This window comes from Musicola paradisiaca NCPPB 2511 (genome assembly GCF_000400505.1).
Lineage (GTDB): Bacteria > Pseudomonadota > Gammaproteobacteria > Enterobacterales > Enterobacteriaceae > Musicola > Musicola paradisiaca.
The window spans coordinates 3,955,741-3,969,393 of record NZ_CM001857.1 but is presented as its reverse complement, the minus strand read 5'-3'; the positions used below and the strand labels follow the sequence as shown (position 1 = coordinate 3,969,393).

The following is a 13,653-nucleotide window of genomic DNA, read 5'->3' as shown; positions in this document are numbered from 1 at the left end:
TTTTTTATTCATTAATAATTATCTTTCTAGAAAATATGTTATTAATTTTTTAAAACTAAACCCAATGCCAGATATATTAGGTTCTAGTATTATTGAATCTACGATCGCAGAACCAACTCCTTTTTTTATTTCTTTTGCTATTGCAAAGTCAGAAAGATCTTTTTCTGACTCAATATCTGAAAATACTCTTCCAATGAGAGATATAACTTCAGTCGTGTTTGTGCAAAACTTTTTTATAGGAATTAATACTAGTTTAAGGCCACCTGAATTGGATTCTTTATATAATCCCTTGTTCTTGTTATATCCGTAATTGTTTTCCTTGAAATAGGATGGGTGAGCATTGGTTATTAAAATAGCTGGGAGAATGTTATCTCCTTTTTCATTATTTATCTGATGCCATGAAAACACTTCATTTTCAAAATGAGCAAGTTCGGTTCCTTTTATCACAATAGCCCTATTTTTTGCAGCTATGCTTGCCATCTTATCAAAATTCTCATTTATAGCTTTTGCTAATGGTTCATGCCATCCGTAATCGAGCAAATATATTAGATAATCTCTGTTTTCACTTTTAGGGATATTATTAAGTGAGTGAACATAAAGCCCCATGTTTTCCCTCCAAATATATCATCTGTGCATACTATGATTTCTATTTTTAAATATATTAAAGGTTATTTGACCATTGATTATGTGTTTTCAGTACAACCTCAGCAAAATCATCATCAACCGTATAAAAATAACACTCCGGCACATTAAGCACCTTAGCAAATGCGCATATCATCTCAAATGTTGGGCGATGTATACCGCTTTCATATTGGGATATGCGTGATCGTGCAGTGGCTTCTTCAATACCCGCCAGTACGCCTAGCTTTTCCTGAGTGAGATTGGCTCGTAGGCGAGCAGTTTTAAGGCGAATGGGCAGCATAATGGCACCATCAATAAGAATATTGATAGCATGTTTAGCACTACTTTACATGAGGGTTGCTTAGACTTCCTGAACAATAGAGAGGGGGACTTATTTGCATTCATCAGGAATGGCGCTGATGTTTAAGATAAAGCTCCAGAATCATGTCAGCAAAATCATCGTTAACGGTGTAAAAGTAGCATTCCGGCACATTAAGCACCTTTGCAAATGCGCACATCATTTCAAATGTTGGACGATGTATCCCACCTTCATACTGAGACACGCGGGAACGTGCAGTTTCTTCCTCGATGCCAGCAAGAACTCCCAATTTTTCCTGAGTGAGATCTGCCCGTAGTCGGGCGGTTTTGAGACGAGCAGGCAGCATTCATTACACCATCAATGATCATAGATTGACTTAGTGTTTAGCATTACTTAACATCGTGGTTGTTTAGAATCTCTGAACAAGTGATGTTTAATGTAGGGCTACAGAATAAGGATCATGGCGATGATTGATAAGGACTGGCACCCGGCTGATATCATCGCCGGGTTAAGAAAGCGAGGCACAACTCTGGCGGCGGTATCAAGAGCATCTGGATTAGCGTCTTCAACACTCGTTAACGCATTGATAAGACATTGGCCGAAAGGTGAGAGATTAATTGCTGGTGCATTGGGAAAGCAGCCTGAAGATATCTGGCCGTCACGCTATCAGGATATGAGCCCACATCATGGGGAAGGGGAGGCACAATAGTCCCTTCGTAGAGAATCTCACTCTGTTTCCCAAAAGCAAAAAACCAGCCCGCAGGCTGGTTTTTCTGAATAAGTGGTGCCCGGACTCGGGATCATTCAGCTTTCTATTAAGTTGAAATACAGCATGAATTTTAATCGTAGTTGTTGTCAAGACCCGTAGGTTGACCCGTTTTTTTATAGATAGATCAGAATGATGGGGCGCATATGATAAAGAAATACTCGGTTTGTTCCTTCGGTTCGATTCCCTATGATGCCGACAAATCGTAATGACATTACCCGGATTAGACTGGCCCAGGGACGGGGAAATATGGGGGCGAAGGAAATTTTAGCTGGGACAACTGCCATCGGATATACGAGCCGTCTTGAGGCGCTAGGCGGCCCCGACCCCCTGAGAGCTGGAACACAAAATGAGAGGTAAAATTTATGACAAATATTGACACCTCGCCACTTTTTGGATAATCTATAAACTGAAAGCACGTACGGATGCCATCCCGGCAACCCGACATAGCAGGAGAACGTGACTGGCGGACGCTTTCATCCGAGCAGGCACATTAATTACCTATTAAGTGAGAGGAATTAACATGACTACCATTTCGCAGAAGTCTGCGAGGGAAATGCTTGGTACGCCGCAGCATTTCAGAGGCGGTGTCTATGTGACTAAAAATGGTGCCGCTGAGCTTTTCATCCAGACCGCAGAAGAACGTGAAGCGGAACTGGCGGAACGCCATCAGCAGCAGCAAGTAAATGCCATGCTGAAGCTTGTGAGCTTATCACAGCATGATTTTGATAACGGCCGTCATACGTCAATTGAGGACTACGTGTCCCGGAGGCGAGCGGCAAAAACATGATAAGGTGAAATGATGACTGATGTACGACTGACCCAGACGGGAGAACAAACTTTAGACAGTATTGAATCTTTCTTACAGCCGAAACTTGGCGAGGAAGATGCTCAAGAATTTGTGATTAACATAGCGCAACAAGCTGGTGCTGCTATTGGCGCCAATCCTTTGATGTATCCGCTTGAGCTGAGCGCTCAGGAACGCGGCGTTCAGTTAAGGCGCTGGTTAGATCCCACTGGTAAATACATCTGTCTTTTTCGCTACCACCCTCAGACCGATACTGTGCTACTGGATATCTTCGCCAGCACGCGTCAGGACTGGTTATCGCTTCTCTATCTCGTCCAGATATCCCGGCCATAAAACTCTCTCGTGAAAACGAAAGCCCCCTGCGATTAGCTGAGGGGGGCTCGTTCATTTTTATCTATGCCACCAGCATACCAGTAGAGAAATAAAAAACCGTCAATGAATGAAGGCGGTTTAAATCACTAACGGTTCTTTGAACCACTACGAAGGTAATATGACGTGCAATTTGCATGTGTTCTGAGAATAAATATTTAGTGTTTAATCCAACCCTTCAAAGTCCGACAGGGTAAACCAGTTAATCAACCGCTCACCTATGAACAGGCATAGCAGAGTGTTCTGGCAACATCACTGAAGCTGGCATCCCTAATAGTTTTACTTAATAGCGCTACACTTGGAGGTGTGCGACCTTCCGTCAGCGTTGGACTCGCACGATGAGAAGTGAAGCATCAGTGTTAGAATGACAGTGAGCCTGCGGTATGATGTTATGGATGGTTTTCTACATCAATCGCTGTTTGGTACGAAGTTTGGTGCTATGGGCAGCATTGATTAGTCTGGTTGGTTATTTGTGCTGTTTGAGTATTGATCAGATCGCATGATCCGGGCTGAGTTCTTTCAAAGCGATCTAGCTAGTAATAGCGCAAGGATTAGTTTATAAAACAGTGAAACTAATTTTTCAGGCGCTGCATAATGTCGGAGTTACACACTGTAGCAGACTATTTGGCTAAGCAAGCAACCAGTGTTCATAGTAAAGGCGGGCCGAGTTTACTACTTGCTGGGGCATTTGGACGCACGGCCTACAACAGATACTATTATGCTTGTTATCTTGATATTAGAATGTTTGTGGCCGAAATTAATTCAAAGTGGGGAAGCCTGAATCACTCAGAGGTACCTGATTTTTTAATTGGAGCTGTCAATAATAGAATTTCTCAAGAGTTAACCAAATGTGAAAGAGGAGGAATGATTACAAAAGGGGAATTATTATCAAAAAAAAGCTTAGTCCACACATCCTTGAATAATATGGCATCTGTAATGTCGAAGGCTTATACAATTCGTTGTACGGTTGATTATGAGCCAGATGTTAATATTGAATTCGATAAAAATACATTTTTGATAGATCAGGTTCCAGTAGCATCAGCAAAAGATTGGCTTAAAACAATAACCATTGAGAAGGTTAAAGTGATTAAAGTTATGAAGGAGATAGGTCTTGTTCAGTGATTTTATGATATCCGATATATTAAACAAATATCCTATGATTCAAGTCAAAGAGGTTGCAGGATACTCTGATGCAGTTTTACTTGTGGTTGATATGGGGAAAGTTTCCCCTGTTGCTTCGCGCGGGATGATTTCACATAGACAAGTCAATTATATCTCCAAGAAAATAAGTGAATTGTTAAATGTTAAGGTTTTTATTAGCTACTCCTTCTCAGAACAAAAAGAAAATATTGAGGCAGGGCTAAAAGCATTAGTGTCAGCAAATTTTAAACGTGGGAAGATAGTCGAGCTATATATTTCTTTTTCAAATGCTAAGGAAATAAATATATATTCTTTCTGTAAAGGTTTTAGTGAGCAGGATAGATCTAGATGGGAAAGTATTTCTGCTGACTATTTATCCAGTCTGAGTATTAAGGTTAGCCAATTTCTCTATGAACAAAAATTAAATCCTGAGCCTCCGCTCATGGTTATTTTAAGGTTTTCCAAGAAAATTTTCCCGTTTAACTTGGTGCAGTTGTCAGAGCAGATTGAAAATAATGGATATCATATCACCTCTGGCGATTGGCTGAATGCAAAACTAGATTCATTACGGAAAAAAGGATTTCTGCTTAGGGAGCTAAATGGAATTTATCGTTTAACTCAGTCGGGTCTCGAAGCTGTACCTGTGACAAAGTCTAGGCAAAGTTCTGATGTTGAAAGAATTCTTTACCTTGCACGAAAGCATCTGTAATGATATTTTTACTTCGGTAGTGGCGTTCACGAGAGTGTGTATCATGCTCATTTGTGAAGGTCGCGTACAGAATGTGCGCCTGTGAATCAGCAGGCGTTCCTTCGAAACGCCTGCTGATTCACAGGCGTCATCAACGAAAGTTTTCATCAGCTTTGCTAAGGAATGACCTTATGAAAACGCCACTACCTCTTCTGTTTTCTTATGAAGACGAGGCACAATTTCTAAGGAGTTTGTCTTCCGGTCTTCGCAATCGTCATTCTGAAGAGGTTCGACGCCTAGTGGCGATTGGCTTGCCTCCGGTAGTTTCATGGAGTGTTCTTTCAGTAGCTATTGGCGTAAGCCCACATTTTTTGAACTCTATCATTAAGAATAAATGTAAATACTATCGCTCTTTTACTATTTCTAAAGGTAAAGGTAAGAAAAAAAGACTTATCGAAGCTCCAAGGATAAGCCTGAAACTGATTCAGGCTTGGCTTGCATATCATTTAAGTCGTAATTCGGCTGATTATATTAGTGAAAATAGCTACGCGTTTATTCCAGGAGTAAATGGGATATATGAAGCAGCAAAAAGACATTGTGGATCGCAATGGGTTCTTTCTATTGATTTGAAAGATTTTTTTCATTATGTTAATTCAAATAAAATCATGCCGGCACTGCTCGATTTGGGTTACCGTACAGAGCAGGCTGCAAAAATTATTGATATTGTCACACTGCAAGATCGTCTCCCACAAGGTGCTCCTTCCAGCCCTTATATTTCAAATATTGCTTTTAAACCTACTGATGAGTTGATTGAAAGAATTATTACGGGACGCGGGGTGAGTTATACTCGCTATGCTGATGATTTAACTTTTTCAGGTTGTGATGCTGAATTTAATATAGATGGTTTTAAGGGGGAAATTATAAATGCATTGAAAAGTCATGGTTGGATAGTAGCTTTAGACAAAGTTAAAATTTCTAAAAAACCCAATAGATTGAAAGTACATGGGTTCCTTGTCCATAATCAAAAGCCTGTATTGACAAAAGGTTATAGAAACAAACTTAGGACATATCGTCACCTTATGCAGGCTGGCACGATAAAACCCGATGATTTAGATAAAATAAAAGGGCATTTAAACTACGGTTATTATATAGATAGGTTAAATAGTCAGGAAGTGGAATTTAGTTGCTAGTGCTAGAAATAGTGTCGGTAGTCGGTAGTAGGTTGTACATATCCTAGTGAATCGTACTGTTCGATTTTTGAGATATTTCGATACTCTATGTGATAAAACTGTATATATAATTCTCGACTCACTGAATTCTATTAATACATCTCATATCCCCCAAAACATAAGATTAATCGCATCCTTGATCTCATCCGCGTAGTCGCCAAGATTCGCGATGGTTTCACCAATGACTTCAACGGGAACGCTCGATAGTTCAGTAGTCATTAGCCGATAATCTTCGCCGTCGATGCGGATCAGAGGGAACAGCGTTTTATTCACTTTCTCAGACAGGTGATGTGCTTCGATAAGTGGAATGACCATGCGCCGCTTGGGTGTCTCGACAATATCGCTTTGTACATCGACAAACATTTTGTAGTGACTGGCGCGTTTGTATTGATAAACAATGAATTGCATGATCACCAGTTCCTGTTTTCATCCGCAAAGGAGCCATTCTGTGCGATAAATCGGGCGACTTCCTCCATCCCTTCGCGGTTTTCTTTCTTCCACTCTTCAGCCTTTATGCGGCGGGCTTCTTTGCCAATGGCGTCATTCACCAGCCCGGAAATATTGACTCCGGCAGCACTTAGAACCTGATAATTGTCTTTGTCCACGGTAACGCTGACGCGGTGTTTCATGATAGTTCTCCTCTCGTGTGCATACTTTGAGTATATACTTCACGTGGTTGTTCAGCAATTAGTCAAAATTTAACGCTAACCGTTTAAGCTCCTCAACCGTATAAACCCGAAAAACATTGCGGTGCTTCGCTTCCAGCCTGATACGCTGATGATTCACGATGACGTGTTTGATGTTATTGAACAGCAGTTCGATAGCCAGTTTTTTCTGTGGATCCGGCACGATGTAGAAAACGTACATCCAGTGCTTTTGAGTACGCGCCAGTAAATGGTTGGTGATAATCGACTGGTAGCGGGCTTTGGTTTTCAGGCGACGCTCGGTTTCAATTGCGATGACCGTTCCGTTCGGGAGTGTGATCATCCCATCTGGGCGATGTTTGACCTGATAGCGGTTGCGGTACGTTGAACAAGCGCCGCTAATCCACCCATAAGCGCCTTTCTTTTCCAGAATAAGCCGGGCGAGCTGGTTATCAAGGTGATGCTCCAGCGTCCAGCCGGTGATTTTTGCAGGCTCAAAGCGTGCAGGAAAACCGTCATCATCTGGCGTGACGACTGCGGCCAATCCGTCGTTGGTGATCCCCCACAGTGAGATTTTCTCCATCCTTGTACAAAACGTCTGCTTTTGAATGAATCCCATGTCGATGGCTTTTCCCAGCAGCAGATACAGCGGCTTGTGATTTTTATAATCAAAAAGCAGCATCAGGGTTTTAAAATCGCTGTAGGTTTCTTCTTTCAGGAAATTGAGCAGTATCCGGATCTTTTCGTGACTACGCGCTTGGCGTTCACGGTAATCGGAAATCAACATTGATCCTCCTTTGTCTCTGGCTGCTTTTCTTGTTCGTCTTTATCGCCTCATGGAATCGACTCATATTTCCGTGAATGGCGTGCGTCCATGCGATGCGCCGATAGCGTGAGGCGAATGGGGTGGCCGCTTCGCAGCCATGCGCCGGAAAATACATTTCCCGGCACAGAACGGCGTGCGCCAGTTCATGCGGGCTGGACGCCCTTATTGCCTGGCACATGGGGGTAATGTCGTGGCTGGACGCCACGCCAAAACCCCCAACGTCAACAGCGGCACACCGTCGCACGCTACGCGCGACTCCCCCCTTTGAGACGCCGTTTTTAGCCCACTTTTTCTTTTGCCCGTTCCGGTCAGCGAAAAAATGGGAAAACGCCTTCAAAGTGGGGAGTCGCGCCTCGCTACCGGCTGGTGGCCGGAGACTTAGCCACGACGGTGTGCGGGGCTGAAGCCCCCCAAATAAACCGACGCGTGGGCGCGTCTTTTTGCTCGCTGGGGCGGCAAATTTATTCGGCTCCCCCGGCCTGCTCGGTTCCCCTTGGGGGAACGCTCGCCGGTGGGTTCGGGCGACGCAAATGCCCCCTTTCTGCAAAATGGCATTTACTCGCCTCACACCACGGGTGAATGCCCGCGAGGCGTAGGCATCCCCCGCCTGAACCCGTCGCGTCCTGCGTCGTGTTTGGATGGCCTGTTGAGCGCTGTCAGTGTTGCGAAAATAAAACGTGTTGGCATGTCTTCTCCCTACTGAAATCAGCCGGTAGAGAAGGCTATCGGGAAAAGGGGAGGAGGCCTGCAAACAACTCAATATCGCATATCAAGAATTAGGGGGATTCAGTTATGGCAGCAAAAAAGCCCTGACCGTGAGTCACTCACGGCAGAGCTTTAATCGGGCGCAGGTTCAGAGGCTTATCGGGCGGGTCGGTGCGTGTGCGCGTCTGTGCATATCGTTAAGCGCCGGGATGAGTAAGCTGATGGCATTTAGCCCATGCCCCAACTGGCATAAACTTTCCGGCGTGGATTCGCACACGTCATTATCGGCAAAGGTAATCAGTGCATCGCCAATGAAATTCAGGCAATGACACAGCCCGGCGCTGGTTTCGGCGCAATACTCTGCCACCTGCGAGAGCTCGTCATCGTCCATGTTTGAAAAATCCAGACGCGCCAGCGCGGCATTCATGGCGGAATACAGGCTCTCGCAATCCGGCAGTGATTGGTAAGACGGGCCCGTGTTACTATCGGTGTCAGCCATAGCATTAGTCCTCATAATGTTGTGGTCAGAAGCCCGGTGAGTGTTCCTAGCACTGCCGGGCTTCGCTCTTTATCGTTGCAAAATACCGTGTAATTGCGGTGTAATTACAACAAGACCATGCTATGGAATTTGTAATTACAATGTCAAGTGAAAAGTCAAAAACAGACCAGTATCAGATTCGACTGTCCCACGAGTTTCGGGCGCAATTGGAAGAACAAGCCCACAAAGATGGCGACAAGACATTGGCTACATGGATAAAGCGTATTCTGCGCAAAGAACTCCAGACCCGAGGCATCGAACCCAAAGGTTAACGGTGATTCGGGGCCGTCAATGTCGCAAATCCTAACGTGTAAGAAACGTTTGGCAGAATGCCTGGATGGTTTTACGACAACGCTCCTGACGGGTTTTCTATCACATAGAAAGCCCGTCAGGAGCCAACAAGCGCAGCGCGTTAGCCGCAATATAACTCTTCTCCTCGGTAGCTCCGCGCATAAATATACGGTGCGACGTAGCCTTCGCGGTTTACATCCAAATAATCTGACCACCATTGCATCATTTCGATTCTGGCTTCCAGATGTTCCGCTTTATGTACATAAGCAGCCCGCACGCCATTGCGCTCTTTGTGGCTCATCTGCCGCTCAATAGCGTCTTTTGACCAGCGCCCGGACTCGTTCAGGGCGCTACAGGCCATGGTTCTGAAACCGTGGCCGCACACCTCGCTTTTGGTGTCGTAGCCAATCACGCGCAGCGCCTTGTTGATGGTGTTTTCACTCATTGGTTTGTTCAGGGTATGTGCGCCGGGAAAAACGAAGACCGATTCGCCAGAAATCGCCTGAATCTGTTTCAGCAGGGCGACCGCCTGCCGTGACAGCGGCACCAGATGTTCATCCTTCATCTTTGCGCCACGCTCTGAGAACCGCACGCCGTCTACCGCTTCGCGCTGGGCGGGCACGCTCCAGAGATGCGCTTTCAGGTTGAATTCATCCCAGCGGGCAAACCGGAGTTCACTGGAGCGCAGAAACACATGCAGATTCAGCTCCAGTGCCAGACGGGTGAGCATCCGGCCTTTGTAGTTCTCCATCTTCTCCAGCAGTTCAGGCAGGCGTTTTAGCGGCAGGGCGGGATGATGTTGGGTCGCCACCGGGGTCACGACGCCGTCCAAATCGTAAGCCGGATTGTATTTGATTACGCCCTGCTGGACGGCGTGGCGCATGATTTTGGTCAGATGCTGGCGCACCCGTCCGGCGACGTCATGCACGCCTTTATCGTCAATTGCCTTAACCAACTGCGCGAGATGGCGGGTTTCAACCTGTGCGATATCCATCGCGCCAATCGCGGGGAAAACGTAGCGTTTCAGGCAGGTGAGGATTTTATCGGCGTGGGCTTCCGACCAGAGTTTCAGGCTGCTGGTGTGCCACGTCTGAGCGAGATACTGAAAGGTGCGGGATTCATCAGCTGCGAGATTGTTCGTTTTGCGAAGCTGAGAAGGGCTGATGCCGGATGCCAGCAATTTACGCGCCGCATCGCGCTTTTCGCGGGCTTCCGCCAGTGTAGTTTGCGGGTAGGGGCCAAAGGCCAGACGGTTTTCTTTACCGCCGAAGCGATAGCGGAAATACCATAGCTTAGCGCCACTGGGTGATACCGTGAGGTACAGGCCTTGCGAGTCGGTGAGCTTGTAAGATTTTGCGAGAGGTTTCGCGGATCGGACTTTGCTGTCAGTTAACATATGAGGGTCACTCCCGTTCATCGAACTGAATGACCCGCAATCTGACCCACAAATTCCCCGATACGAAGGGATAAATCAAAACGCATCGGAAAAGATTTTTACGCCAACTTATTGAATCGCAACAACATAGGGATTGATAAGGAGGCATAAAAAAGGAAAGGTGGTGCCCGGACTCGGAATCGAACCAAGGACACGGGGATTTTCAATCCCCTGCTCTACCGACTGAGCTATCCGGGCAACGACGCGCATTAAACCGGATTAGGCTGAGTGCGTCAATGTGAATTCATGCCTTTTTAAACGGGTTGCCTGCTTTTTCAGCACTTACGTGTTTTTTGAACAAATAACTCGCGCCAGGCCCGCAGAGAAATAGAGAAAGCGTGTGTTCGGTGTGCTGTTATATCGAATAAAATCGGTGTGTTATGGCGGTTTTCGGCAGGAATACTGTTGATATTATTTTAATATTGGCCAATTTCTAGTACTAATAAGGGAAGCGCCGCAAACAAGATGGCGTAGTGGTAAGTGTTCCTTGCTAGGCGTATTGGTCTGTACAGGTACGGAAGCGGTCAGGTCAATGCGCCATTTTTACGACATAGCGCCATACGCAGAACATCCTCCGCCAGCCGACGAGCGACCTCAATATCGGAAATTTGACGTTTAACCAGCAGTTTGCTCAGGCATCCTTCCAGAATCAGCTCCATTTGCAATGCCACCATGTCGGTATCTTCAATGTCCAGCTCATCCAACAGTGCTTTGGTATAGTGCAGCGACGCCTGTTTTTGCTGCTCGGCGATGCTGTGGATCGGGTGTTCGGGATCAGGAAAAAAATAACAGGCGGCGATGAACAGGCAACCCGGATAGCGTTGATGCTGTACGGCTTCCCGCAGAACCTGATAGCGGGTCAGTAGTTTCTGTTCGATGGTCAGATGGTCGTCAAGCTGGACATGCCGTCGCCAGGCATCTACCTGCTGGGCATGATGGCGCAAGCTATCGTAGAGCAGTGCTTCTCGGTTCGGCCAGTAATCGCGCAGAACATCCGGCGCAATTTGTAAGCGGTTCGCCAGTGTTTCCAGTGTGGCGGCGCCGAACCCCTGTTGTTCGAGCAGGGACAGCGCCTGCTCCAGAACCGTTTCCCGTTGCATGGAGGGCTCCTTATCGATCTGCGGCCCGAACGGTGGCGAACGGGCCTTCATTCAAGACGTGTGTCGAACACAGCCTAGTGTGGTTTAGCGGGGCAGTTTCTGCAAATGCCCGACGAAGTCGGTTGCATTCAACAGGCCAGTCACTCGCGAACCCGGAATCTCCCGGCCGCTGGCGTCGAAAAACAGAATGGTGGGCAGCCCTAGCACCTGAAAATGCCGCAGCAGCGCCTGATGGGCGTCGCTGTTGGCGGTAACGTCCGCCTGCAGTAACTGCAATTGTGATAATCGTTGCCGAACTTGCGCGTCGCTGAAGGTGTATTTTTCAAACTCTTTGCAAGCGACGCACCAGTCTGCGTACAGATCGAGCATGGTGATGCGACCCGCACCCGATAGCGAACGATGAAGCTCGTTCAGATTGCCGACGGGCGAGAAGGCGAGCGGTCGAGGGCGATCCTGTGCGGCCTGAACCGGCATGAATAGCCAGTCCTGCAATGGGCGAACCGTCAGCAGCGCGCCGGCCAGCATGATGACCTGTACTATTCGCATCCACCCGGAACGGTGAGCCAGGCTCAATACAAATCCCCAGCCGAAGAAAGCCACGCCCAACAGCGCCCACATCCGTGCTTCCCAGATATCACCCAATACCCGGCCCAGCAGAAATACCGGCAGCGCCAGAATGACGAAGCCAAATCCTTCTTTGACGTGATTCATCCAGGCACCGCGCTTCGGCAGCAGACGGTTGCCGAACAAGGTTACGCCCAGTAGCGGCAGCCCCATGCCCAGCGCGTACAGATAGAGTGTGCCGGCGCCGGCTGGCAGGTCGCCGCTTTGCGCGATATACAGCAGCAATGCGCTTAACGGCGCGGTCGTGCAGGGCGAACAGATGAGCCCGGCGAGCGTGCCCATCATGAATACGCCGATGGCGGAACCGCCCTGTTGACGGTTACTCCATAGCGTCAGCCGGGTTTGCAGGGATGAGGGCAGCTGCAGGTTGTAAAGCCCGAACATAGACAGCGCCAGCGCGATGAACAGCACCGAGATGCCGGTGAGCACATAGGGGTGCTGCAAGGCGGCCTGAAAACGCAGGCCGGCGTAAGCTATCAGCACGCCGAGCAGGGTGTAAGTGAGCGCCATGCCCTGAATGTACAGTATCGAGAGCAGCAGCGTGCGGCGGGATGAGAGGCGTTGCCGCTGCCCGAGAATCAGGCCGGAAATCAGCGGGTACATCGGCAATACGCATGGCGTGAAGGCGACGCCGACGCCTATCAGCAATGCCCACAAGGGTGAGAATGGCAGCGGAATTGACGGTGTATCGACGGGCATCGCCGTGATGGCTGCAGGCGTTTGGCTGACGGCGCTGAGGGGGACTTTTCTGGTTTCCGGCGGGTAGCAGAAACCGTTGTCGGCGCAGCCCTGGTAAGTGACGCTCAGGGTGGCGTTGCTCTCCGCGCTTAGCAGCGAGACCGGCAGCGACAACGTCTGGCGAAAAATACTGACTTCGCCGAAGAATTCGTCGTGGTGCGGCGTTCCCGGCGGCAGTTCGACGTTGGCGATGTCGGCGTTATTGCCGATCAGCCTGATCTGTTGGCGGTATAAATAATAGCCGTCGTGGATTTGCCATTGGAGTGTCAGTTGCGAGCCCTGTTGTTGAAAATCAAAGGCAAATGCCTGATCGACAGGCAGAAAGCGCGATGATGATGGTTGTGCGCTGCGCTCGAAGGGATTCTGCGCAACAGCCTGACAGGTAAACAGCAGGCTGATGCCAATCAGGATCAGCGTAAGGATGCGTTGAGCCATGAGAGATAATCGCTATCGCCGTCCAGTACCGGCAGAACCAGGAGTTCCGGCGTCTGATAAGGATGATGTTGTTTCAGATGGGATAATAACGCCGGTTGATGACGGCGATCGCTTTTCAGTAGCAGTTGGGTTTCCGTCTGTTGTTCCAGTTTTCCTTCCCAATGGTACAGGGAAACGGCGCCGGGCAGCAGCGTAACGCAAGCCGCCAGCCGGGCTTCCAGAACAGATGTCGCCAGCGCTTTTGCGCTGGTCTCATCTGGAGCGGTGCAGAGAATGACGATTGCATCGCGGTTCGTCGATTCGGGCATCGTGACCTCGGCGCTGGGTAACGGGGAATATAATCTGCCTCACTATACTCTGCGTTCCCCGGTTGTGTA

Annotated in this window: 18 protein-coding genes and 1 tRNA gene; 7 read left to right on the top strand and 12 right to left on the bottom strand. The window is 48.0% G+C overall.

What is annotated here, in order from left to right; all coding sequences use genetic code 11:
• Positions 1-18: 18 nt before the first annotated feature.
• The 3 genes from DPA2511_RS17560 to DPA2511_RS23035 all read right to left on the bottom strand — a co-directional run bounded on the left by DPA2511_RS17560 (position 19) and on the right by DPA2511_RS23035 (position 1,286).
• Positions 19-606 (bottom strand): hypothetical protein, encoded by a 588-nt coding sequence (locus tag DPA2511_RS17560; RefSeq protein WP_015855085.1) that lies wholly within the window; start codon positions 604-606, stop codon positions 19-21.
• Positions 607-661: 55 nt separating this feature from the next.
• Positions 662-922, bottom strand: coding sequence for a helix-turn-helix domain-containing protein (locus DPA2511_RS23040; RefSeq protein WP_015855084.1), 261 nt, complete (start codon positions 920-922; stop codon positions 662-664).
• A gap of 103 nt (positions 923-1,025) precedes the next feature.
• Positions 1,026-1,286: a helix-turn-helix domain-containing protein gene (locus DPA2511_RS23035; protein WP_012883609.1), complete on the bottom strand. Its 261-nt coding sequence runs from the start codon at positions 1,284-1,286 to the stop codon at positions 1,026-1,028.
• Between the two features lie 120 nt (positions 1,287-1,406).
• Here DPA2511_RS23035 and DPA2511_RS17550 point away from each other — a divergent pair, with 120 nt between their 5' ends.
• The 6 genes from DPA2511_RS17550 to DPA2511_RS17525 all read left to right on the top strand — a co-directional run bounded on the left by DPA2511_RS17550 (position 1,407) and on the right by DPA2511_RS17525 (position 5,901).
• Positions 1,407-1,649 carry a helix-turn-helix domain-containing protein gene (locus DPA2511_RS17550; RefSeq protein ID WP_023638472.1) on the top strand — a complete coding sequence of 81 codons (243 nt, stop codon included), beginning with the start codon at positions 1,407-1,409 and terminating at the stop codon, positions 1,647-1,649.
• Between the two features lie 580 nt (positions 1,650-2,229).
• Complete coding sequence (locus DPA2511_RS17545) at positions 2,230-2,496, top strand: hypothetical protein (RefSeq protein WP_015855082.1); 267 nt, start codon at positions 2,230-2,232, stop codon at positions 2,494-2,496.
• Positions 2,497-2,505: 9 nt separating this feature from the next.
• On the top strand, positions 2,506-2,847 hold the full coding sequence (locus tag DPA2511_RS17540) for a hypothetical protein (RefSeq protein ID WP_023638471.1): 342 nt from the start codon (positions 2,506-2,508) through the stop codon (positions 2,845-2,847).
• A 630-nt stretch (positions 2,848-3,477) separates the two neighbouring features.
• A complete protein-coding gene (locus DPA2511_RS17535; protein ID WP_015855080.1) occupies positions 3,478-4,005 on the top strand; it encodes a hypothetical protein in 528 nt (175 codons plus the stop codon).
• On the top strand, positions 3,995-4,732 hold the full coding sequence (locus DPA2511_RS17530; RefSeq protein ID WP_015855079.1) for a hypothetical protein: 738 nt from the start codon (positions 3,995-3,997) through the stop codon (positions 4,730-4,732). The genes DPA2511_RS17535 and DPA2511_RS17530 overlap by 11 nt, the downstream gene beginning before the upstream one ends.
• Positions 4,733-4,902: 170 nt before the next feature.
• Positions 4,903-5,901, top strand: a complete 999-nt coding sequence (locus tag DPA2511_RS17525) for a reverse transcriptase domain-containing protein (protein WP_015855078.1) — start codon at positions 4,903-4,905, stop codon at positions 5,899-5,901.
• A gap of 141 nt (positions 5,902-6,042) precedes the next feature.
• On the opposite strand, the gene ccdB is transcribed toward DPA2511_RS17525, so the two are convergent.
• From ccdB to DPA2511_RS17505, 4 genes are all read right to left on the bottom strand, one after another.
• The gene (gene ccdB / locus DPA2511_RS17520; protein WP_015855077.1) at positions 6,043-6,348 is read right to left on the bottom strand and encodes a type II toxin-antitoxin system toxin CcdB; all 306 of its coding nucleotides are present in this window, start codon (positions 6,346-6,348) and stop codon (positions 6,043-6,045) included.
• 2 nt (positions 6,349-6,350) lie between these two features.
• Entirely contained in the window at positions 6,351-6,569 is a 219-nt protein-coding gene (gene ccdA / locus DPA2511_RS17515) for a type II toxin-antitoxin system antitoxin CcdA (RefSeq protein ID WP_015855076.1), read from the bottom strand.
• 58 nt (positions 6,570-6,627) lie between these two features.
• On the bottom strand, positions 6,628-7,371 hold the full coding sequence (gene mobC / locus DPA2511_RS17510; RefSeq protein ID WP_015855075.1) for a MobC family replication-relaxation protein: 744 nt from the start codon (positions 7,369-7,371) through the stop codon (positions 6,628-6,630).
• An 892-nt stretch (positions 7,372-8,263) separates the two neighbouring features.
• A complete protein-coding gene (locus DPA2511_RS17505) occupies positions 8,264-8,614 on the bottom strand; it encodes a hypothetical protein (RefSeq protein ID WP_015855074.1) in 351 nt (116 codons plus the stop codon).
• A 122-nt stretch (positions 8,615-8,736) separates the two neighbouring features.
• On the opposite strand from DPA2511_RS17505, the gene DPA2511_RS23565 reads away from it, so the two are divergent.
• Complete coding sequence (locus tag DPA2511_RS23565; RefSeq protein WP_033111580.1) at positions 8,737-8,925, top strand: hypothetical protein; 189 nt, start codon at positions 8,737-8,739, stop codon at positions 8,923-8,925.
• A 140-nt stretch (positions 8,926-9,065) separates the two neighbouring features.
• Here the strand turns inward: DPA2511_RS23565 and DPA2511_RS17495 are convergent, their stop codons facing one another.
• From DPA2511_RS17495 to cutA, 5 genes are all read right to left on the bottom strand, one after another.
• The gene (locus DPA2511_RS17495) at positions 9,066-10,340 is read right to left on the bottom strand and encodes a tyrosine-type recombinase/integrase (protein WP_015855073.1); all 1,275 of its coding nucleotides are present in this window, start codon (positions 10,338-10,340) and stop codon (positions 9,066-9,068) included.
• 161 nt (positions 10,341-10,501) lie between these two features.
• Positions 10,502-10,577 (bottom strand) — tRNA-Phe (locus tag DPA2511_RS17490).
• Between the two features lie 326 nt (positions 10,578-10,903).
• Complete coding sequence (gene dicD / locus DPA2511_RS17485) at positions 10,904-11,479, bottom strand: division control transcriptional repressor DicD (protein WP_015855072.1); 576 nt, start codon at positions 11,477-11,479, stop codon at positions 10,904-10,906.
• A gap of 84 nt (positions 11,480-11,563) precedes the next feature.
• On the bottom strand, positions 11,564-13,276 hold the full coding sequence (locus DPA2511_RS17480; protein WP_015855071.1) for a protein-disulfide reductase DsbD: 1,713 nt from the start codon (positions 13,274-13,276) through the stop codon (positions 11,564-11,566).
• Positions 13,252-13,584, bottom strand: a complete 333-nt coding sequence (gene cutA / locus DPA2511_RS17475; protein ID WP_015855070.1) for a divalent cation tolerance protein CutA — start codon at positions 13,582-13,584, stop codon at positions 13,252-13,254. The genes DPA2511_RS17480 and cutA overlap by 25 nt, the downstream gene beginning before the upstream one ends.
• Between the last annotated feature and the right edge of the window lie 69 nt (positions 13,585-13,653).